This window comes from Streptomyces sp. NRRL B-24085, from assembly GCF_001282115.1.
GTDB lineage: Bacteria > Actinomycetota > Actinomycetes > Streptomycetales > Streptomycetaceae > Streptomyces.
In genome coordinates, this window is the sequence record NZ_LJBR01000422.1 from 1 (window position 1) to 18,337 (window position 18,337).

General features: G+C 70.7%; 17 protein-coding genes and 1 tRNA gene. 13 read left to right on the forward strand and 5 right to left on the reverse strand.

Annotation, left to right across the window (positions count from 1 at the left end):
• Nucleotides 1-100 precede the first annotated feature (100 nt).
• Nucleotides 101-2,956: a penicillin acylase family protein gene (locus AOJ26_RS35375; RefSeq protein ID WP_053852458.1), complete on the forward strand. Its 2,856-nt coding sequence runs from the start codon at nucleotides 101-103 to the stop codon at nucleotides 2,954-2,956.
• 44 nt (nucleotides 2,957-3,000) lie between these two features.
• Here the strand turns inward: AOJ26_RS35375 and AOJ26_RS35380 are convergent, their stop codons facing one another.
• Nucleotides 3,001-3,585, reverse strand: coding sequence for a 5-formyltetrahydrofolate cyclo-ligase (locus tag AOJ26_RS35380; protein WP_078960149.1), 585 nt, complete (start codon nucleotides 3,583-3,585; stop codon nucleotides 3,001-3,003).
• A gap of 131 nt (nucleotides 3,586-3,716) precedes the next feature.
• Here AOJ26_RS35380 and galU point away from each other — a divergent pair, with 131 nt between their 5' ends.
• The 7 genes from galU to AOJ26_RS35415 all read left to right on the forward strand — a co-directional run bounded on the left by galU (nucleotide 3,717) and on the right by AOJ26_RS35415 (nucleotide 9,245).
• Nucleotides 3,717-4,619, forward strand: a complete 903-nt coding sequence (gene galU, locus AOJ26_RS35385) for a UTP--glucose-1-phosphate uridylyltransferase GalU (protein WP_053852460.1) — start codon at nucleotides 3,717-3,719, stop codon at nucleotides 4,617-4,619.
• Nucleotides 4,620-4,623: 4 nt separating this feature from the next.
• Complete coding sequence (gene glp / locus AOJ26_RS35390) at nucleotides 4,624-5,946, forward strand: gephyrin-like molybdotransferase Glp (protein WP_053852461.1); 1,323 nt, start codon at nucleotides 4,624-4,626, stop codon at nucleotides 5,944-5,946.
• A gap of 62 nt (nucleotides 5,947-6,008) precedes the next feature.
• Nucleotides 6,009-6,488, forward strand: a complete 480-nt coding sequence (gene moaC, locus AOJ26_RS35395; protein ID WP_053852462.1) for a cyclic pyranopterin monophosphate synthase MoaC — start codon at nucleotides 6,009-6,011, stop codon at nucleotides 6,486-6,488.
• Nucleotides 6,485-6,991, forward strand: coding sequence for a MogA/MoaB family molybdenum cofactor biosynthesis protein (locus AOJ26_RS35400; protein ID WP_053852463.1), 507 nt, complete (start codon nucleotides 6,485-6,487; stop codon nucleotides 6,989-6,991). Before moaC ends, AOJ26_RS35400 begins: the two co-directional genes overlap by 4 nt.
• Nucleotides 6,988-7,626: a GNAT family N-acetyltransferase gene (locus AOJ26_RS35405; RefSeq protein WP_078960150.1), complete on the forward strand. Its 639-nt coding sequence runs from the start codon at nucleotides 6,988-6,990 to the stop codon at nucleotides 7,624-7,626. The genes AOJ26_RS35400 and AOJ26_RS35405 overlap by 4 nt, the downstream gene beginning before the upstream one ends.
• Before the next feature lie 196 nt (nucleotides 7,627-7,822).
• Nucleotides 7,823-9,082, forward strand: coding sequence for a gephyrin-like molybdotransferase receptor GlpR (gene glpR, locus AOJ26_RS35410; protein ID WP_053852465.1), 1,260 nt, complete (start codon nucleotides 7,823-7,825; stop codon nucleotides 9,080-9,082).
• Nucleotides 9,083-9,171: 89 nt separating this feature from the next.
• Nucleotides 9,172-9,245: transfer RNA gene (locus AOJ26_RS35415), tRNA-Ala, on the forward strand.
• Nucleotides 9,246-9,305: 60 nt separating this feature from the next.
• On the opposite strand, the gene AOJ26_RS35420 is transcribed toward AOJ26_RS35415, so the two are convergent.
• Nucleotides 9,306-9,782: a GNAT family N-acetyltransferase gene (locus tag AOJ26_RS35420; RefSeq protein WP_053852466.1), complete on the reverse strand. Its 477-nt coding sequence runs from the start codon at nucleotides 9,780-9,782 to the stop codon at nucleotides 9,306-9,308.
• A gap of 66 nt (nucleotides 9,783-9,848) precedes the next feature.
• Here AOJ26_RS35420 and AOJ26_RS35425 point away from each other — a divergent pair, with 66 nt between their 5' ends.
• The gene (locus AOJ26_RS35425; RefSeq protein WP_053852467.1) at nucleotides 9,849-10,652 is read left to right on the forward strand and encodes an exodeoxyribonuclease III; all 804 of its coding nucleotides are present in this window, start codon (nucleotides 9,849-9,851) and stop codon (nucleotides 10,650-10,652) included.
• 60 nt (nucleotides 10,653-10,712) lie between these two features.
• Here the strand turns inward: AOJ26_RS35425 and AOJ26_RS42415 are convergent, their stop codons facing one another.
• Nucleotides 10,713-11,957 (reverse strand): recombinase family protein, encoded by a 1,245-nt coding sequence (locus AOJ26_RS42415; protein ID WP_159044465.1) that lies wholly within the window; start codon nucleotides 11,955-11,957, stop codon nucleotides 10,713-10,715.
• 216 nt (nucleotides 11,958-12,173) lie between these two features.
• Entirely contained in the window at nucleotides 12,174-12,815 is a 642-nt protein-coding gene (locus AOJ26_RS35440) for a MerR family transcriptional regulator (RefSeq protein WP_086724442.1), read from the reverse strand.
• 126 nt (nucleotides 12,816-12,941) lie between these two features.
• Between AOJ26_RS35440 and AOJ26_RS35445 the strand changes: the two genes are divergently transcribed.
• The 4 genes from AOJ26_RS35445 (at nucleotide 12,942) to AOJ26_RS35460 (ending at nucleotide 16,540) form a co-directional block, all read left to right on the forward strand.
• On the forward strand, nucleotides 12,942-14,465 hold the full coding sequence (locus tag AOJ26_RS35445) for a flavin-containing monooxygenase (RefSeq protein ID WP_053852470.1): 1,524 nt from the start codon (nucleotides 12,942-12,944) through the stop codon (nucleotides 14,463-14,465).
• A complete protein-coding gene (locus AOJ26_RS35450; RefSeq protein WP_053852471.1) occupies nucleotides 14,462-15,379 on the forward strand; it encodes an alpha/beta fold hydrolase in 918 nt (305 codons plus the stop codon). The genes AOJ26_RS35445 and AOJ26_RS35450 overlap by 4 nt, the downstream gene beginning before the upstream one ends.
• On the forward strand, nucleotides 15,376-16,260 hold the full coding sequence (locus tag AOJ26_RS35455) for an SDR family oxidoreductase (protein ID WP_053852472.1): 885 nt from the start codon (nucleotides 15,376-15,378) through the stop codon (nucleotides 16,258-16,260). Before AOJ26_RS35450 ends, AOJ26_RS35455 begins: the two co-directional genes overlap by 4 nt.
• An 88-nt stretch (nucleotides 16,261-16,348) precedes the next feature.
• Entirely contained in the window at nucleotides 16,349-16,540 is a 192-nt protein-coding gene (locus AOJ26_RS35460; RefSeq protein WP_053852473.1) for a hypothetical protein, read from the forward strand.
• A 137-nt stretch (nucleotides 16,541-16,677) separates the two neighbouring features.
• Here the strand turns inward: AOJ26_RS35460 and AOJ26_RS35465 are convergent.
• Nucleotides 16,678-18,337 (reverse strand): S41 family peptidase (locus tag AOJ26_RS35465; protein ID WP_179200327.1); only part of this gene is annotated, 1,660 nt, incomplete at its 5' end.

The window sequence follows — 18,337 nt, forward strand, 5'->3', positions numbered from 1 at the left end:
GCGCAGAGCCTGCGTCGCGCGCCCGCCCGGGGACATGACGCAGGCTCCCGTCGCAAGCACAGCCCGCCCTGCCGCTCGCGTTAGGACAGCAAGGACAGCGATGCCCCCCACCACCACCGCCTCATCGGGTCAGCAGCCCGGCAAGTCCGGCAGGAAGAAGGGGCGCAGAGCCCGCCTGATCGTTCTCGTGCTCGTACTGGCCGTCGTCGGCGCGGTCGCCTTCGGCGGGTACTGGACGGTGAGCACCGTCCGCGCGTCCTTCCCGCAGACCAAGGGCTCCATCGAGCTCGAGGGCCTGTCGGGCCCCGTGGACGTCAAGCGCGACGGTTACGGCATCCCGCAGATCTACGCCTCCTCCGACGAGGACCTGTTCATGGCGCAGGGCTACGTCCAGGCGCAGGACCGGTTCTACGAGATGGACGTGCGCCGGCACATGACCTCCGGGCGCCTGTCGGAGATGTTCGGCAAGGGCCAGGTCAAGGACGACGAGTTCCTGCGCACACTGGGCTGGGACCGGGTGGCGAAGAAGGAGTACGACACCAAGCTGTCGGCCGCCACCAAGAAGTACCTCCAGGCCTACGCCAAGGGGGTCAACGCCTACCTCCAGGGCAAGAACGGCAAGGAGATCTCCCTGGAGTACGCGGCGCTCGGCTTCGAGAACGACTACAAGCCCGAGAAGTGGACCCCCGTCGACTCGGTGGCGTGGCTCAAGGCGATGGCCTGGGACCTGCGCGGCAACATGCAGGACGAGATCGACCGCGCCCTGATGACCAGCCGCCTCGGCCCGAAGCAGGTCGCCGACCTCTACCCCGACTACCCGTACAGCCGGAACCAGGCGATCGTCCAGGAGGGCCAGTACGACGAGCTGACCCAGACCTTCCAGCAGAACGGCAGCTCCCAGGACAACGGCCTGTCCGGCACGGGCACGTCGACGGGCGGCGCGGGCGGCACGGGCGGCACGGGCGGCACGGGAACGTCGACGGGCGGCACGGGAACGTCCACGGGCGGCACCGCGACGGGCACCACGGCCTCGACCTCGTCCTCGGCCGCCTCGGCCCTCCAGAGCCAGCTCTCGGGCCTCTACAAGGTCCTGGACGACGTCCCCACGGCCGTGGGCGTCAACGGCCAGGGCATCGGCTCCAACTCCTGGGTCGTCGCGGGCTCGCACACCATCACCGGCAAGCCCCTGCTCGCCAACGACCCGCACCTGTCCGCCTCGCTGCCGTCGGTCTGGTACCAGATGGGCCTGCACTGCCGGACCGTCTCCAGCAAGTGCCAGTACGACGTCTCCGGCTACACCTTCGCGGGCATGCCTGGCGTGGTCATCGGCCACAACGCGAAGATCGCCTGGGGCATGACCAACTCCGGCGTCGACGTCACCGACCTCTACCTGGAGAAGCTCTCCGGCGACGGCTACCTCTACGACGGCAGGACCAAGCCCTTCACCACGCGCGAAGAGACCATCAAGGTCGCCGGCGGCGCGTCCAAGAAGATCGTCGTCCGCGAGACGAACAACGGCCCCCTGCTGTCCGACCGCTACGACGAGCTCGTGAAGGTCGGCAAGAAGGCCACCGTCGACAACGCGGCCCCCGACCGCGGCGACGGCTACGGCGTCGCCCTGCGCTGGACCGCGCTCGACCCCGGCACCACCATGGACGCCGTGTTCGCGATGGACAAGGCGTCGAACTGGAGCGAGTTCCGCGCGGCGGCCGCCCTGTTCGACGTGCCCTCGCAGAACCTCGTCTACGCCGACGCCGAGAACATCGGCTACACGCTGCCCGGCCGCATCCCGATCCGCGCGAAGGGCGCCACCGGCGCCGTTCCGGCCCCGGGCTGGGACCCCAAGTACGCCTGGACCGGCAAGTACATCGAGCAGGACGAACTGCCCTACGAGTACAACCCGGAGCGCGGCTACATCGTCACCGCCAACCAGGCCGTGATCGACAAGGACAAGTACCCCTACACGCTCACCACGGACTGGGGCTACGGCACCCGCAGCCAGCGCATCACCGACCTGATCGAGCAGAAGATCAAGGGCGGCGGCAAGATCTCCACCGACGACATGCGCCAGATGCAGCTCGACAACAGCAGCGAGATCGCCAAGCTGCTCGTGCCGAAGCTGCTGAAGATCGACGTCGACGACAAGGACGTCCGGCAGGCGCAGGAGCTCCTGGAGGGCTGGGACTACACCCAGGACGCCGACTCGGCCGCGGCCGCCTACTTCAACTCCGTCTGGCGCAACATCCTCAAGCTCGCCTTCGGCAACAAGCTGCCCAAGGAGCTGCGGGTCAAGGGCCAGTGCCTGTGGGTCGACCCGGTCAGCACCACGGGGCCCGCGGACGAGACGGAGAAGGTCCGCGAGTGCGGCCAGCGCGACGCCGACCAGGCGCAGCCCGACGGCGGCGACCGCTGGTTCGAGGTCGTGCGCAACCTCATGGACGACCAGAACAGCGACTGGTGGAAGACCCCCAAGGGTGTCGGTGACCGCCCCCCGGCCACCAACCGCGACGAGCTGTTCAAGCGCGCCATGATCGACGCCCGCTGGGAGCTGACCGCCAAGCTCGGCAAGGACATCGACACCTGGAGCTGGGGCCGGCTGCACCGCCTGTTCCTGAAGAACCAGACCCTCGGCCTGGAGGGCCCCGGCTTCGTCCAGTACATGCTCAACCGCGGCCCGTGGAAGCTCAGCGGCGGCGAGGCCACGGTCAACGCGACCGGCTGGAACGCGGCGGGCGGCTACGGCGTGGTCTGGGTACCGTCGATGCGGATGGTGGTCAACCTCGGCGACCTCGACAAGTCGAAGTGGATCAACCTCACCGGCGCCTCCGGGCATGCCTACAGCGCGCACTACACCGACCAGACCGGCAAGTGGGTCAAGGGCGAGCTGCTGGACTGGTCCTTCTCGGACCGGGCCGTCGACAAGAGCACATCCGACACCCTGGTCCTGAAGCCGTAGGGCAGACGAAGGGCCCCTCCACGCGTGCGTGGAGGGGCCCTTTCTCATCCCGGGTCCCGGAAGCGGGTCACGCCGGAGGGCGTGACCACCGCGTGCACGGGCCGGTCGTGCGCCTCCGCCGGGACCTGCGCGACGACCTCGGAGTCGTACAGGAGGACCACCAGCGCCGGTCGTGCCCCCGCGCGCTCCAGACGCGCGAGCACCCGGTCGTACGACCCCCCGCCGCGCCCCAGGCGCATCCCGCGCCCGTCCACCGCGAGGCCGGGCAGCAGCACCACGTCGGCGCCAGTCACGGCGTCCGGGCCCAGGCGTTCGCCGGAGGGTTCGAAGAGGGCCATTTTTCCGCCGTGTTGCACGCGCGCGAGAGAGCCCTCGCCGGTGTAGGCGCCCCAGTCCAGGTCGTTGTCCGGCATGAGCGCCGGGAGCAGGACCCGCACGCCCCGCTCGCGCAGCGCGTCCAGGAGCGTGAGCGTGCCGGGTTCGCTCCCCACCGAGACGTACGCCGCCACCGTGCGCGCACGCGCCAGCTCGGGCAGCTCCAGAGCCCGGCCGGCCAGCGCGGAAGCCGCTTCCCGCACGTCATCGGCCGTCAACCTGTTCCTCACCGCCAGGTACTCTCGTCGCAACATTCGCTTGTCAGGCTCGGCGGGACGTCCGACATGACTCAAACTCTGCACCCGTACCCTTCCAATACGCTCATATAAGAGCTTATTAACCGGAGCCCCAGATTCCAGGCAAAGGCACCGGATAGGGTGCGGACATGACTCAGTCGCACCCTCGGATCAGCAAGGCTGTCATTCCGGCAGCAGGGCTCGGCACCCGCTTCCTGCCAGCAACCAAGGCCACTCCCAAGGAGATGCTGCCGGTGGTCGACAAGCCGGCGATCCAGTACGTGGTCGAGGAGGCCGTCGCCGCGGGTCTCGACGACGTCCTCATGATCACGGGACGCAACAAGCGCCCCCTCGAGGACCACTTCGACCGCAACTACGAGCTGGAGTCCGCCCTCCAGAAGAAGGGCGACGCCGGCCGGCTCGCCAAGGTCCAGGAGTCCAGCGACCTCGCCACCATGCACTACGTCCGCCAGGGCGACCCGCGCGGCCTCGGCCACGCGGTCCTGTGCGCCGCCCCCCACGTGGGCCACGAGCCCTTCGCGGTCCTCCTCGGCGACGACCTGATCGACGCCCGCGACCCCCTGCTCCAGCGCATGATCGAGGTGCAGGAGCAGCACGGCGGCAGCGTCATCGCGCTGATGGAGGTCGCCCCCGAGCAGATCCACCTCTACGGCTGTGCCGTCGTCGAGGAGACCGAGGACAGCGACGTCGTCAGGGTGAGCGGCCTCGTCGAGAAGCCGGATGCCGCCGACGCCCCGTCGAACTACGCGGTCATCGGCCGCTACGTCCTCGACCCGCACATCTTCGACATACTCCGCAAGACCGAGCCGGGCCGGGGCAACGAGATCCAGCTCACCGACGCCCTCCAGCAGCTCGCCCAGGACGAGAAGGTCGGCGGCCCGGTGCACGGCGTCGTCTTCAAGGGCCGCCGCTATGACACCGGGGACCGCGGCGACTATCTGCGTGCCATTGTCAGACTCGCGTGCGAACGTGAAGACCTGGGCCCGGACTTCCGGACCTGGCTTCGCAGTTACGTAGCCGAGGAGATGTAGGCATTTGAGCAGCGTCGCGCCCCGCCCCGCCGACCAGGACCACCTGTGGTCGGTGGACGAACACCTGGAGGACATCCTCGCGACCGTCCGCCCCCTGGAGCCCATCGAGCTGCAACTGCTCGACGCCCAGGGGTGCGTGCTGGTCGAGGACGTCACCGTCCCGGTGTCCCTCCCGCCGTTCGACAACAGCTCCATGGACGGGTACGCGGTGCGGGTCGCGGACGTGGCGGGCGCGAGCGAGGAGTTCCCGGCCGTCCTCGACGTCGTCGGGGACGTGGCCGCGGGCCAGGCCGAGCTGCTGCACGTCGGCCCCGGCCAGGCCGCCCGCATCATGACCGGCGCCCCGCTGCCGCCCGGCGCCGAGACCGTCGTCCCCGTCGAGTGGACCGACGGAGGCCTCGGTGAGGGCCCGGTGACCGGGATGCGCGCCCGCGCTCTCGCCCCCGAGGGCGCCGAGGGACACGTGCACGTGTACCGGTCCGCCGAGGCACGCGCGCACGTGCGCGCCCAGGGCAGCGACGTCCGGGCCGGCGACCGCGCCCTGGAGGCGGGCACCGTCCTCGGCCCGCCGCAGATCGCCCTGCTCGCCGCCATCGGCCGCGGCACCGTACGTGTGCGCCCGCGCCCGCGCGTGGTCGTCATGTCCACCGGCAGCGAACTCGTCCAGCCCGACGAGAGCCTCGGCACCGGCCAGATCTACGACTCCAACAGCTTCGCCCTCACCGCGGCCGCCCGGGACGCCGGCGCCATCGCCTACCGGGTGGGCGCCGTCGCCGACGACGCCGAGACCCTGCGCTCCACCATCGAGGACCAGCTCGTCCGCGCCGACCTCATGGTCACCACGGGCGGTGTGAGCGTCGGGGCGTACGACGTCGTCAAGGAGGCCCTGTCCTCGGTCGGCGACGAGGACGAGCCGGGTGCCGGCGTCGACTTCCGCAAGCTCGCCATGCAGCCCGGCAAGCCCCAGGGCTTCGGCTCCATCGGCCCCGACCACACCCCGCTGCTCGCCCTGCCCGGCAACCCGGTGTCGTCGTACGTCTCCTTCGAACTGTTCGTCCGCCCGGCGATCCGCACCCTCATGGGCCTCGACGACGTCCACCGGCCGCGCACCCGGGCCACCCTGACCGCGAGCAAGGCGCTGAGCTCCCCCAAGGGCCGCCGGCAGTTCCTGCGCGGCACCTACGCCGACGGGTCCGTGAGCCCGGTCGGCGGCGCCGGGTCCCATCTCGTGGCCGCCCTCGCGCAGGCCGACGCGCTGATCGTCGTACCGGAGGACGTGGAGACCGTCGAGCCAGGCACCGAGGTCGAAGTGGTCCTGCTCGGCTGAGCACCCCAGGTTGGCGGTACCGTGTCGCGCACAACAGGCCGGACCGGGAGCGCCGCACAACCATGAGTACGCAGGACCGACTGACGCACATCGACGAGGCGGGAGCCGCCCGCATGGTCGACGTCTCCGGCAAGGACGTCACCGCACGCACCGCGCGCGCGAGCGGGCGCGTCCTCGTCTCGCCCCGGGTGATCGAGCTGCTGCGCGGCGAGGGCGTCCCCAAGGGCGACGCCCTGGCCACCGCGCGGATCGCGGGCATCATGGGCGCCAAACGCACCCCGGACCTCATCCCACTGTGCCACCCCTTGTCGGTGTCGGGTGTGAAACTGGATCTGTCGGTCGCGGACGACGCCGTGGAGATCCTCGCCACCGTGAAGACCACGGACCGCACGGGTGTCGAGATGGAGGCCCTCACCGCGGTCTCCGTCGCCGCGCTCACCGTGATCGACATGGTCAAGGCGGTCGACAAGGGAGCGGTCATCACGGACGTGCGGGTGGAGGAGAAGACGGGCGGCAAGTCGGGCGACTGGAGCCGGGCATGACATACCGGGCTCTCGTCGTCACCGCCTCCAACCGGGCCGCCGCCGGGGTCTACGAGGACAAGGGCGGCCCGCTGGTCGCCGACGGCCTGAAGCGCTTCGGCTTCGCGGTCGAGGGGCCGCAGGTCGTCCCCGACGGCGCTCCCGTGGAAGCCGCCCTGCGCGCGGGCGTGGAGGCGGCCTACGACGTGATCGTCACCACCGGCGGCACCGGCATCTCGCCCACCGACCGCACCCCCGAGGCCACCCGCGCGGTGATCGACCACGAGGTGCCGGGCATCGCGGAGGCCATCCGGGCGTTCGGACGGGACAAGGTGGCGACCGCCGCGCTCTCCCGGGGCCTGGCCGGGGTGGCGGGACGCACACTGATCGTCAACCTGCCGGGTTCCAGTGGCGGGGTCAAGGACGGACTGGCGGTCCTGGAGCCCCTGTTGGTCCACGCCGTCGACCAGATCCGCGGCGGCGACCATCCCAGACCCCGTGCCGGCAGTGGGGGTGCGAGCTGAACAGCCCGTCATGGCCCGTAGTACTGGCGGACGGCGATGTCGTCCTGAGGCCGATAAAGATGCGCGACCAGCGGGTCTGGCGCGAGGTCAACCGGCGCAACCGGGACTGGCTGCGCCCCTGGGAGGCGACCATTCCGCCGCCCACCCCCAGCGGCCCGATCGCGCACCGGCCGACCTACCGTCAGATGGTCCGGCACCTGAGGTCCGAGGCGAACGCCGGGCGGATGCTGCCGTTCGTCATCGAGTACCGGGGCCAGTTGGTCGGGCAGTTGACGGTCGCCGGGATCACCTGGGGCTCGATGTGCTCGGGGCACGTCGGTTACTGGGTGGACCAGTCGGTGGCCGGGCGCGGCGTGATGCCGACCGCCGTGGCACTTGTCGTGGACCACTGTTTCCGCACGGTCGGTCTGCACCGCATCGAGGTCTGCATTCGCCCCGAGAACGTGCCGAGCCGACGGGTCGTGGAGAAACTCGGATTCCGCGAGGAGGGTCTGCGGCCGCGCTATCTCCACATCGACGGCGCCTGGCGGGACCATCTCGTGTTCGCGCTCACCGCGGAAGAGGTACCCGACGGGTTGCTCCGGCGCTGGCAGCGGGCACGCTCCCGCAGTACGCCCCACGACAATCCCGCATAGGCGTTCGCCGGACCCGGAAATTGAATAAGTGTTCGAAAATGATCGGTGCATGACCGTCTCGGGGCATTGAATTCGCGACTGAGGCGGCCTGCTGATCGGATCGGTCACAAAAAAAGCTCGAAATATCAGCCAGATCGTGCGACACACCGGCGCAATTGGCAGATGGCCTCACGCAAACCCCTCTACCGTGTGAGGCGTGAGCAGCAGCGGCCTCATCTACGCAGTCATTGTCGGGGCCTGGGCCGCCTACTTGGTGCCGATGTGGCTCCGTAGGCAGGACGAGCTGAACGAGGCCCGTCCGACGGAACGCTTCAGCACCGCCATCCGGTTGCTGTCCGGACGGGCGGGCATGGAGCGTCGGTACGCCAGGGACCTGCGCGCGCGCTCCGCCGACGAGGGGGAGCACGACGCCGACGAACCGGATGTCGTCACCGAGTCGGTGGACGTCCGGGCCTTCGCCATGCCTCCGACCCGTCCGCAGACCCAGGCGACGGTCCAGCCGTCGGCATCCGAGCGCCGGGAGGCGACGCGCGAACCCGCGCGGGAAGCCGAGCGGGAAACAGGACACGGCGACCCGGCACGCGCGAAAACGAACGCCCCCGCGCCCGAACCCGGTGGCGCACCGACGCGGAAGCAGACGCCCGCGTCCGCCGCCCGGCGCACGGCCGCCGCGGAAGCCGCCGCAGCACGCGCCCGGCGCACCAAGGTGCTCGCACGCCGACGGCGTACGACGGTGCTGCTCTTCCTGGCCTTCACCCTCGGCGCGATCGTCGCCGCCGTCGGAGGACTCGCCTTCCTGTGGGCGCCCGGCGTCCCCGCGGTGATGCTCAGCGCGTACATCGCCTACCTGCGCTCCCAGGAACGCCGCCGGTTCGCCTACCAGATGGACCGGCGCCGGGCCGAGGCCGCCGCCCAGCACCTGCGGGAGCGGGCCCGCCAACCGCGTCGGCGCACCGCCGTGAGCACCGGCGCGGACACCGACGAACCGGACGAGGGACCAGGCACCGAGACCGACCCCGGGCTCTCCGCACTCGCCGCCGACCGGCGCGCCCTCGTCGAGCAGACCGACCACGCCGAGTGGGTCGACCAGCAGCGCGAGCGGCAGCGCAGGCCGGGCCACGGGGAAAGCTGGGACCCCGTGCCGGTGCCGTTGCCCACCTACGTGACCGCGCCGGTCGCCCCGCGGGCCACCGCGGACGTGGACCTCGGCGCCCCGGACGCCTGGAGCTCGGCCCGGTCCAGTGCCGTGACCCCCGAGCAGGCCGGCCAGGACGCGGCGCCCGTCGCGGACGGGGGAGCGGAGGACGGGTCCGCCGACGAGGACGACAGGCCCTCGGCGGACGGTCGCACCGACGCCCGCCGCGCCGCCTCCGCCCGCCGGGCACGCGAACGCGGCCGCACCCCGCTCTTCGACCAGTACGAGGAAGGCGACCGGCCGCGCGCGGCCAACGAGTGAGCCCGAGCCCCGGAACCGCCGCGCCCTGACCAGCCCGGAACGGATTTCCAAGCACCCGGATGGGGATGCTAGAGTTTCACTCGTTGCAAGGGCCTGTGGCGCAGTCCGGTAGCGCACCTCGTTCGCATCGAGGGGGCCAGGGGTTCAAATCCCCTCAGGTCCACGCATCATGAAGACCCGCTCCTGATTCAGGAGCGGGTCTTCTGTCATGTGGACGGCCCTCTCACAGCGCTTTCGCGAAGCAGCGGCTGTCCTCGTAGTGGCGGTAGTAGCCGAACTTCACGCAGGGCTCGTAGCCGCTCGACGTGTACAGGGCGATGGCCTCCGGCTGCTTGGTGCCGGTCTCCAGGACCATGCGGGTGCGGCCGGCCGCGCGGGCGTGGTCCTCCAGGGCGGTGAGGATGCGGCGGGCCAGACCCCGGCCGCGGGCCGGCTGGACGACGTACATGCGCTTGAGCTCGGCGTCGCCGTCCAGGTTGCCCTCGCCGTTCGCGTCCTGGGCGCGCCAGCCGCCCGTGGCCACAGGGGCGTCCGTCTCGTCGTACGCGATCAGGTAGACGCCGTTCGGCGGCTCGAAGTCCTCAGGGGCCAGGACCGTGGCGTCGCCGCCGTCGCCGTAGCGGACGTGGTACTCGGCCTGTACCTCGTCGTTCAGCTTCACGGCGTCCGGGTGGTCGAAGGAGACCTGGCGTATGTGCATGTGCTTCCCCACAAAATGATCAAGTCCGCAAAAGGGTCTGGTCCAGTGTGCCGGTATCGTTCCCGGGTGCTCACTGTGACCTCCGCCAATGTGAACGGACTGCGCGCCGCCGCGAAGAAGGGCTTCGTGGAATGGCTCGCGGAGACCTCCGCCGACGTGCTCTGCCTCCAGGAGGTGCGCGCCGAGCCGGAGCAGCTGCCCGAGAGCGTCCGTGCCCCCGAGGGCTGGCACGTGGTGCACGCGCCGGCCGCCGCCAAGGGCCGCGCCGGTGTCTCCCTCTACACCCGGCGCGAGCCCGACCGGGTCCGGATCGGCTTCGGCTCGGCCGAGTTCGACGGCAGCGGGCGCTATGTCGAGGCCGACCTGCCCGGCGTCACCGTCGCCTCCCTCTACCTGCCCTCCGGCGAGGTCGGCACCGAGCGGCAGGACGAGAAGGTCCGCTTCATGGACGAGTTCCTCGTCCACCTGAAGGGACTGCGCGAGCGTGCCGCCGCTGACGGCCGCGAAGTCGTCGTCTGCGGCGACTGGAACATCGCCCACCAGCCGGCCGACCTCAAGAACTGGCGCGCCAACCAGAAGAGCTCCGGCTTCCTGCCGGAGGAGCGGGCCTGGCTGAGCCGGGTGTTCGACGAGTCCGACGGGGGGTACGTCGACGTCGTACGGTCCCTGCATCCGGACGTGGCGGGCCCGTACTCGTGGTGGTCTTACCGGGGGCGGGCGTTCGACACGGACACGGGTTGGAGGATCGATCTCGCGGTTGCGACGCCAGGCCTTGCGGTCAGGGCGGTGAAGGGGTTTGTGGAGCGGGCCGCCAGCCATGAGGAGCGGTGGTCGGATCATGCTCCCGTGACGGTCGTCTTCGACATGTGATGTGGGCTGGGGGTGCGTGAGCGTCTCACGCACCCCCACGCGTGTATCGGATGGACAAGATCAGGGGCGTGTCCTGCTGGTGAAGGTCAAGCGAGAGGTGTCCGGGCCCGCCAGACGCTCCCGTCCGCCGCCCGACCGCCCTTTGGTGACAGTGACACGAACTCCGGCCTCGAGGAGTTGCCGCCGTGTTACCTCGCCGTCCACGTTGAACGCCTCGCGGTAGCGGCTGACGGTGTACTCGTCCAGCCAGTCGGCGCGGATCGCCGCGGGGGCGGGACAGGTCGTGCCCCGGGCAGCGGCGCGGCAGCCGTAGTCGCCGTAGCTGTAGGCCTTCCGCGCGGCGAAGTACATGCGGCCGTCACAGCCCGCGCAGTGCGCCACGCCGATCAGCAGCGAAGTCTCGCGGCACTTGGGGTGGACGCCGTTCGAGCGGGTGCTGAGAACCTTCTGGAGGGCGTTGAACTCTTCTTCGGTCATCAGCGGCGGACCGATCAGCACGGGCGAGCCGTCTGCGTCACGTACCGACTCTCCTTTGTGCACCCGGTGGCCCATCAGCGCTGGAGTGCGGAGGATCTTGCAGAGGCTCCCCGCTGTCCAGCGGAATCGCTCGAATTCGCGTCCGTGGCGCCGCCCGCCTGTGGGACGCCCCTGAAGTTGGGCGTGTCGGTCGCGCGGCACCAGAACGCCGGCACTTTCGAGCTTGTGAGCGATGGCGACCAGGGACAGTCCGGAATGCACGTCGTCGACAATCGCGCGGACGACGGAGACCGTCTCGTGGTCAGGTGCAAGACACCAGCCCGTGCCGGAGGGGTGAGGGGCCTTCCGGTATCCGAACGGCACAAGGCCACCGCCGTACCGGCCCGTTGCGCGCAGCACGGCATGGGCGCCGGTGAGGCGGGCAGAGAGTGCTCGAGACTCCTGTTCGGCAGCGTACGCCAGGTCCATGCAGCGGCGAACGGCGTCACCATGTGCCTGCGATGTCACCACCAGCGGCTGACGCTCTTCAGGCATCCCGAAGACGAGTGTGGTCGCATGCTGCTGACCCCATTCGATCAACTCGGACATGTGGGCGACGGAGCGTACGGCGCGGTCCACATGTGACCACACGATGGCGTCGTACCCGTCAGGGCGCCGCATCCAGAGGGACAGGGAAGGCCTCTCGAACGGTGATGTCTTGCGTGCGGAGACCCCCAGATCCGCGGCCTCGGCGATCAAGGTGAAGCCCAACTGCTCGGTGCGCTGCTGGATGCAGGCGCGCTGCCTACCCGGTGAGGTGGTTGCTTTGGTCACGTTGCTGAGACGCACGGCGCCCAGAGCTCGCGGGTGGTCGGCGCGAGTAGAAGCCGGTTGTGATGGCTGAGGGCTACGCTGGGGCATGTCGGCGCTCCTGGAGAGTGTCGGCCGTACCCCGGGGCTGGTCGCACAGTCGCCGGGGCCTTTTCGATCTCACTCTCGGAGTGCGAACCGGGTTTCGTCTCCTGTAGATCGCAAAGTGCTCCGAACGAGTGAACTCGCCAGGTTCTAGTCCCGCTTCCGCAACCGTCGGTCCAACGCCAGGGAGAGTTCCGCCTCCACCACGCTGCGGGCCAGGGGGCGCAGGCGGTGGAGGTCGGGTTCGGCGGCGTGGCGCAGGACCAGGTCGGCGAACATCTCCGCGAGGTCGTCCACGTGTTCGCGGACGCGTGCGCCGGCCGCCAGGACCTCGGCCAGGGGGATGCCCTCGCGGACCAGTTCGGAGGAGACGTCCAGGAGGCGGCGGCTGATGTGGACGATCTCGTCGCCGTCGGTGCCGAGGTAGCCGAGGTCGAGGGCGGCCGCGAGGTTCTCCGCGGTGACCTCGCCCTCGAAGCGGGCCGCGAGTTCCTCGGGGGTGAGGCGGACCGGTTCTTCCTCCGTCGGTGTGACACCCAGGACGTCGGCGACGTCGCGGCCGTGGTCGAGGGCCTCGGCCAGTTCCGCGATGCCGGTGAGGGTGTGGCCGCGCTCCAGGAGGGCGGCGATCGTGCGCAGGCGGGCCAGGTGGTGGTCGTCGTACCAGGCGATGCGGCCCTCGCGGCGCGGGGGCGGGATGAGTTTGCGTTCGCGGTAGAAGCGCAGGGTGCGCACTGTGATGCCGGCCAGTCGGGCCAGTTCCTCCATGCGGTACTCGCGCTTGTCCGTCACGACCGCAGCCTATGTTGTACCGCCGGTAACTTTCCTTCTTCCGCCCCCTACCCATCGGTACGGAGCTGTTCTACATTCCCATTGCGCCAGTGTTCACTGGCAGAGTCGGGCAGGGAAGGCATCGGCATGGCCGAACACGAGCATGTGCGGGTGGCGGTGGTCGGGTCCGGGTTCGGGGGACTGGGGGCCGCCGTACGGCTGCGGCGCGAGGGAGTCACCGACTTCGTCGTGCTGGAGCGGGCCGACAGCGTGGGTGGTACGTGGCGGGACAACAGCTATCCGGGGTGTGCCTGTGACGTGCCGTCCCATCTGTACTCGTTCTCCTTCGCACCCCACCCCGACTGGCCCCGCACCTTCTCGGGGCAGGAGCACATCCGCGCCTACCTGGAGCATGTGACGGACGTCTTCCGGCTCCGCCCGCACATCCGCCTCAACTCCGAGGTCAAGCGGATGACCTGGGACGGCGAGAAGCTGCGGTGGGACATCGAGACCGCCAGTGGCAGGCTGTCCGCCGACCTCGTCGTCTCCGCCACCGGGCCGCTCTCCGATCCGAAGATCCCCGACATCCCGGGGCTGGAGTCCTTCCCGGGCAAGGTCTTCCACTCCGCCCGCTGGGACCACGACTACGACCTGCGCGGCAAGCGGGTCGCCATGGTGGGGACGGGAGCCTCGGCCATCCAGATCGTCCCGGCCATCCAGCCGCTGGCGCGGAAGGTCACGCTGTTCCAGCGCACCCCGCCCTGGGTGATGCCCCGCATGGACCGGGCGATCAGCGGCGCCGAGCGCTGGCTGCACCGGCGGCTCCCCTTCACCACCCAGGTCCGGCGCGGACTGCTGTGGGGCATCAGGGAGTTGCAGGTCCAGGCGTTCACCAAGCACCCCAACGAACTCGGTGCCGTGGAGCAGTTGGCCAAGCGGAACATGGCCCGGGCCATCAAGGACCCGGCGCTGCGCGCCAAGCTCACCCCCGACTACCGCATCGGCTGCAAGCGGATCCTGCTGAGCAGCACGTACTACCCGGCGCTCGCCCAGCCCAACGTGGACGTGGTCGCGAGCGGGCTCAGCCGCGTCGAGGGGTCGACGCTCGTCGCCGCCGACGGCACCGAGGCGCACGTCGACGCGATCGTGTTCGGTACCGGCTTCCACGTCACCGACATGCCGATCGCCGACCGGGTCGTCGGCGCGGACGGGCGGACGCTCGCCGAGGCGTGGAAGGGCGGGATGGAGGCGCTGCGGGGTGCCTCCGCCGCCGGGTTCCCCAATTGGATGACCATCATCGGGCCCAACACGGGGCTCGGGAACTCCTCGATGATCCTGATGATCGAGTCCCAGCTGAACTACCTGGCCGACTACGTACGGCAGCTCGACGTGCTCGGGGGGCGCGTGGCCCTCGACGCCCGCCCCTCCGCCGTGCGGGCCTGGAACCACCGGGTGCAGGAGCGCATGAAGCGCACGGTGTGGAACACCGGTGGCTGCACGAGCTGGTACCTGGACGCGAACGGCCGCAACACCACGGTCTGGCCCGGTACGACGACCGAGTTCCGGCGGGCGACCCGGCGGGTGGACCTCGCCGAGTACGAGGTGCTGCGGCCCGTCGGGCAGGGCGGCCGCGGCGCGGTCGGGAGCGAGAGCGCGGAGGCCGCCGTATGAGCCGCACGGCACATGTCGTCTCCGGGCCGTACGCCCCGCCCGCCCCGGCGCGCGAGCTCACCGTGTTCTCCGCCGACGGCGCCCGCCTGCACGTGGAGGTGCACGGCCCCGAGGGCGCGCCGTCGGTCGTGCTCGCCCACGGCTGGACCTGCTCGACCGCCTTCTGGGCCGCGCAGATCCGTGAACTCGCCGTGGACCACCGGGTCGTCGCCTACGACCAGCGCGGCCACGGACGCAGTCCGGCGAGCCCGTCGTGCAGTGCGGAAGGACTCGCCGACGACCTCGAAGCCGTGCTGGAGGCGACCCTCGCCCCCGGTGAGAAGGCGGTGATCGTCGGTCACTCCATGGGCGGGATGACGGTGATGGCGGCGGCGGAACGCCCCGGGTTCCGGGGGCACGCGGCGGCCGTCCTGCTGTGCAGCACCGGGTCGTCGGGGCTGGTCGCCCAGTCCACGGTCGTACCGATCCGGGCCGGGCGGCTGCGTACCTGGCTGACCCGGCACGTCCTCGGGGCGCGGGCGCCGCTCGGGCCGGTCACGCCGCTCGCCCTGAGGATCCTCAAGTACGGGACGATGGGCCCGGGTTCGGCCCCGCACATGGTGGAGGCCTGCGCCCGGATCGTGCACGCCTGTCCGCGCAAGGTGCGGTACGCCTGGTCGCAGGTCCTCGATCTGCTCGACCTGGACCACGGGGTACGGCAGCTCACCGTGCCCACGGCCGTCGTGGTGGGGACGGCCGACCGGCTCACCCCGCCCGTGCACGCACACCGGTTGGCCGCCGCGCTGCCCCAGTGCCTCGGGGTCATCGAACTGCCCGGTGTCGGCCACATGACACCCATCGAGGCTCCCGAGCCGGTCAACGCGCGGATCCGGGAACTCGTCACCACGTACGTCCAGGTCAAGGAGGGCGCATGAGCAGGGTCGGACTCGAAGGACAGGTCGCGGTCGTCACGGGGGCGGCACGTGGCGTGGGCGAGCTGCTCGCCCGCAAGCTGTCGGCGCGCGGGGCGAAGGTGGCGCTGGTCGGCCTCGAACCGGACGCGCTCAAGCAGCTCTCCGAGCGGCTGCACGGCGACAGCGACCACTGGTACGCCGACGTGACCGACCACGAGGCGATGGCCCGGGTGGCGGCGGAGGTGAAGGAGCGGTTCGGGAAGGTCGACATCGTGGTCGCCAACGCCGGGGTGGCCACCGGCGGGCCCTTCGTCGACTCCGACCCGGAGGCGTGGCGGCGGGTGATCGAGGTCAACCTGATCGGGTCGGCCGTCACCGCGCGGGCCTTCCTGCCGGTGCTGATGGAGAGCCGTGGCTATCTGCTCCAGATCGCCTCCCTGGCCGCGGTCACCCCGGCGCCGATGATGACGGCGTACTGCGCGTCCAAGTCCGGTGTGGAGGCGTTCGCGCACAGTCTGCGGGCCGAGGTCGGGCACAAGGGCGTGCGGGTCGGGGTCGGTTACCTGTCGTGGACCGACACCGACATGGTGCGCGGGGCCGACCAGGACGACGTCATGCGGGAGCTCAGGCAGCGGCTGCCGTGGCCGGCCAACAAGACCTATCCGCTGGGGCCGGCCGTCGAGCGGATCGTGGCCGGGATCCAGCGGCGGTCGAGCCATGTGTACGGCCAGGGCTGGCTGCGCGGGATGCAGGGGATGCGCGGGTATCTGCCGGGGCTCATCGGGACCGTCGGGCAGCGGGAGATGCGGCGGTTCGGGCAGCGGCTGGAAGGCATGAAAGTGGGGCTCGTCGGTGCAGGTGGGGCGGCGGACGAGGAGGCGCGCGCTACGCACCGTAACTGATCGAAATGCGTTCTTTGTCCGGCCGTGTGAATCTGGTCGAGGCCCCGGCCAGGGGCTCTTCCCCTCACCCCCACGGGAGTGAACCCACATGGGTATGAAGGACCAGTTCCAGGACAAGACCGAGCAGTGGCAGCAGCAGGCCAAGCAGAAGGCCCAGGAGGGCCGGGAGCAGGCCCAGCGCGGTCGCCGCGGCGAGCAGGACGAGCGCATGCGGGACGAGGAGTCCGAGCGGCTCCGCCGCGAGGAGCAGGAGCGGCTGGACCCCGACTACGACATGTAGTCACTGCTTGAAGTGCAGGGTGCCCTCTGGTTGTTGGAGGGCACCCTGCGCGTTTCGGGGTGCGTCGTCGGGTGCGGCCCGGTGGGGCTTCTCGCGCAGTTCCCCGCGCCCCTCAAGATCTCGACCGCGCCCCCTTCTCAGGATCCTGGCGGCAACTTGGGCCTCGACCGGTCGGGTACGTTCCGGTAATCCGGGGGCGTGGCCGGCGGGTTCGTCTCCAGCAGGCTCAGCGCCAGCGTCACCGCGTCGTCGAGTTGGGCGTGCCGGCCCTCCGCCCAGTCCAGGGGGGTGCGCAGGATCTCCAGGTCGGGGGTGACGCCCTGGTTCTCGATCGACCAGCCGTACGCGTCGAACCAGGCCGCGTTCATCGGGACCGTGATCACCGTGCCGTCGCCGAGCTGGTGGCGCCCGGTCATGCCGACTACTCCGCCCCAGGTGCGCTGGCCCACCACCGGCCCCAGCTGGAGGAGTTTGAAGGCCGCCGTGATCATGTCGCCGTCCGAGGAGGTCGCCTCGTCGGCGAGCGCGACGACCGGTCCGCGCGGGGCGTTGGAGGCGTACGACACCGGCTGGGCGTTCCTCGTCAGGTCCCAGCCGAGGATCGTGCGGGTCAGCTTCTCCACCACCAGCTCGCTGATGTGGCCGCCCGCGTTGCCGCGCACGTCGACGATGAGGGCGGGCCGGGAGACCTCCATGCGCAGGTCCCGGTTGAACTGGGCCCAGCCCGAGCCGCCCATGTCGGGGATGTGCAGATAGCCGCAGCGTCCGCCGCTCAACTCCCGTACGACAGCCCGGCGTTTGGCCACCCAGTCCTGGTAGCGCAGGGGGCGCTCGTCGAGGAGGGGGACCACCGCGACCCGGCGGGCCCGGCCCTCGCCGTCGGCCGGGGTGAAGGTCAGCTCCACCGTCGTACCGCCCGCCGCCGCGAGCAGGGGGTACGGGCCCGCGACCGGGTCGACCGGGCGGCCGTCGACGTGGGTGAGGACCGCGCCCTCGCGGATGCCGGTGCCGGCCAGCGGGGAGCGGGCCTTGGAGTCCGAGGAGTCGCCGGGCAGGATCCGCCGGACCGTCCAACCCCCGTCCCGGAGAACGAAGTTGGCGCCCAGCAGGCCCTGGCGGCGCTGGTAGTGCGGGGGGCCCTCGTTGCGGCGGGCGGCGGTGACGTAGGCGTGGGAGGTGCCCAGTTCGCCGAGGACCTCGCGCAGCAGGTCGGCGAACTCGTCGGGGGAGGCGACGCGTTCGAGCAGCGGGCGGTACTGGTCGAGCACCGCGTCCCAGTCGATGCCGCACATCCCCGGGTCCCAGAAGTACGACCGGATCAGCCGGCCCGCCTCCTCGTACGACTGGCGCCACTCGGCTGCCGGGTCGACCTCGTGGAGGATGCGGCGCAGATCGATCCAGACGGTCGAGTCGCTGTCGCCGGACTCGGTGGCGGGGGTGGCGCGCAGGTCGCCCTCGTCCACCACGACCAGCCGGGAGCCGTCGCCGCTGACCGCGAACCAGTCCAGGTGCTCGACCAGTTCGGACTTCTTCGCCTTGCCGATGGCGAAGTGTTCGAGGGTGGGGCGCTCGGAGGTGTCGTCCGGGTTGACGAAGGTCTCGCCGAGGGCGCCCGAGATCGGCCAGCGCAGCCAGACCAGGCCGCCGCCCGCGACCGGATGCAGTGCCGAGTACTTGGAGGCGGGGACCGGGAAGGGCGTCACCCGGCTCTCCAGCCCTTCCAGTTCGACGGTCACCGCGCCGCCGTCGCCGCTCTCGCCGCTCTGGTCCTCGACCGGGTCCAGGCCGCCGGCGGCC

Excerpts from the sequence above, each read along its gene's own strand:
- galU (WP_053852460.1), top strand. The coding sequence starts at position 3,717 with ATGACTCAGTCGCACCCTCGGATCAGCAAGGCTGTCATTCCGGCAGCA.
- AOJ26_RS35455 (WP_053852472.1), top strand. The coding sequence starts at position 15,376 with ATGAGCAGGGTCGGACTCGAAGGACAGGTCGCGGTCGTCACGGGGGCG.
- AOJ26_RS35375 (WP_053852458.1), top strand. The coding sequence starts at position 101 with ATGCCCCCCACCACCACCGCCTCATCGGGTCAGCAGCCCGGCAAGTCC.
- AOJ26_RS35420 (WP_053852466.1), bottom strand. The coding sequence starts at position 9,782 with ATGCACATACGCCAGGTCTCCTTCGACCACCCGGACGCCGTGAAGCTG.
- moaC (WP_053852462.1), top strand. The coding sequence starts at position 6,009 with ATGAGTACGCAGGACCGACTGACGCACATCGACGAGGCGGGAGCCGCC.
- AOJ26_RS35460 (WP_053852473.1), top strand. The coding sequence starts at position 16,349 with ATGGGTATGAAGGACCAGTTCCAGGACAAGACCGAGCAGTGGCAGCAG.
- AOJ26_RS35445 (WP_053852470.1), top strand. The coding sequence starts at position 12,942 with ATGGCCGAACACGAGCATGTGCGGGTGGCGGTGGTCGGGTCCGGGTTC.
- AOJ26_RS35400 (WP_053852463.1), top strand. The coding sequence starts at position 6,485 with ATGACATACCGGGCTCTCGTCGTCACCGCCTCCAACCGGGCCGCCGCC.
- AOJ26_RS35450 (WP_053852471.1), top strand. The coding sequence starts at position 14,462 with ATGAGCCGCACGGCACATGTCGTCTCCGGGCCGTACGCCCCGCCCGCC.
- AOJ26_RS35380 (WP_078960149.1), bottom strand. The coding sequence starts at position 3,585 with ATGTTGCGACGAGAGTACCTGGCGGTGAGGAACAGGTTGACGGCCGAT.